Source organism: Azotobacter beijerinckii (genome assembly GCF_900110885.1).
Taxonomy (GTDB): domain Bacteria; phylum Pseudomonadota; class Gammaproteobacteria; order Pseudomonadales; family Pseudomonadaceae; genus Azotobacter; species Azotobacter beijerinckii.
In genome coordinates, this window is the sequence record NZ_FOFJ01000157.1 from 1 (window position 1) to 1583 (window position 1583).

2 protein-coding genes are annotated in these 1583 nt (G+C 65.6%); one reads left to right on the top strand and one right to left on the bottom strand.

The window, feature by feature from the left end; genetic code table 11:
* Positions 1-135 precede the first annotated feature (135 nt).
* Positions 136-408: an HU family DNA-binding protein gene (locus BMY22_RS23305; protein ID WP_090625703.1), complete on the top strand. Its 273-nt coding sequence runs from the start codon at positions 136-138 to the stop codon at positions 406-408.
* Between the two features lie 335 nt (positions 409-743).
* Here BMY22_RS23305 and BMY22_RS23310 read toward each other — a convergent pair.
* Positions 744-1583: YbfB/YjiJ family MFS transporter (locus tag BMY22_RS23310; RefSeq protein ID WP_090625705.1), on the bottom strand; the 840-nt coding region annotated here is incomplete at its 5' end.

The window sequence follows — 1583 nt, forward strand, 5'->3', positions numbered from 1 at the left end:
AGAAAATTGGGTGCTGGCGCCCATCCAGGGGCAGCTCATCCCCTTGGATGGGAGGGCTGCTCGTTGGCACGTCTGCAAGAAGGCGCGCTCCTGTCTGGTTATACTCGTGGGCCGAATTCCAACCTGGATTGAATAATGAACAAAGCTGACCTGATCGCCGCCGTTGCCGCCTCTGCGGACCTGCCGAAAACGACCGCCACCGCAGTGCTGGATGCCTTTACCGCGACCATCACCAGCGCCTTGCAGCAGGGCGAGAATGTCGCCTTGGTCGGTTTCGGCACCTTCGAGGTGAAGGAGCGCGCCGCCCGCGAAGGCCGCAACCCGCAGACCGGTGCGGCGATCCAGATTGCTGCTGCCCGGTTGCCGGGCTTCAAGCCGGGCAAGGGACTGAAAGACGCCCTGAACTGACTCCCTGCCGGCATAACCCTGCATTGAGTGCTGGCGCCCAACCGGGGACATCCATCCCTGGATGGGAAGGGCGGGCTTGAACAGAAAGGGCCAGGCGGGCGAGAAAGGTCGGTTACCACTCTGGCTGCGACCCCATGATATTAAAGTATTGAAGCACTCACGCATTGAAGTAATGAAGCATTGAAGCCAATGCGTATTGAAGCATACATGTGGCCCAATAAACCGAGCCGATATTTTTCGGCTCGATTCGATAGGGGGCGAGCACCGGTGCACCATTGGCTCCGGACTGACTTGGAAACAAGGGCGAGGCCGGAAAACGGCGGCAGAACGCCCTCCTATGCCTCCGGTGCCACGTCGGCTCCAGTGGAGGGGCGGAATATTTCCTTGAACACCAGCAGCAGATCCAAGGCAAGGGCCAGGCCAATGGCGCCCATGGCGACGGAGAACAGCAGCGCGTAATGGCCGTGGCTGGCGGAGAACAGCGCCGAATAGGCGTAGCCGGCTAGGGCCTGGAAGCTCGCGAAGGACACGGTGGCACGGCTCCAGGTGGCGTTCTGCTGGTGGTGGTCGGCAACCAGCTGGTGTACGCGGGCCAGCGCCAGCGGCACTATGCCGGGCGGAAACGATCCGATCACCAGCGCCGCGACGGCCAGCAGGCGCAGGTCGGCGACCGTCACCAGTACCGCGAGAGCGCCGGCCTGGGTCAGCAGCACCAGGCGGATTGCCGAGCGCGCGCCCAGGCGGTCGGCCAGGAAACCGTACACCACCGGCCCGACGATGGCGCCCACCCCGTACAGCGTCCAGATCAGCGCGCCGCTGTGGCTGCCGGCACCGAGGCCGCGGCTGACGTAATCGACCAGGAACATCATCGGCGCCACCAGGCCGGCGGCCATCAGGGCGTACTGGGCGAACAGCATGTAGAGGCCCGCCGAGCCACGCACGTCGGCGGCGCTCGAGCTGGCCGGCGCATGCGGGCTCTCCTGAGGCCAGCCGAACCAACTGGTGGCGGTCAGCAGCAGCGCCACCCCGCCCAGACCCAGCCAGGCCTGCGACAGGCCGAAGGAGAGCAGGAACGGCACCAGGCTGCCCGAGCCGGCGATGCCCAGGCCGACGCCGAGGAAGATCGCGCCGCTGGCCAGGCCGCGACGGTTCGGCGCGACATGCGGCAGGATGGC

Excerpts from the sequence above, each read along its gene's own strand:
- BMY22_RS23305 (WP_090625703.1), top strand. The coding sequence starts at position 136 with ATGAACAAAGCTGACCTGATCGCCGCCGTTGCCGCCTCTGCGGACCTG.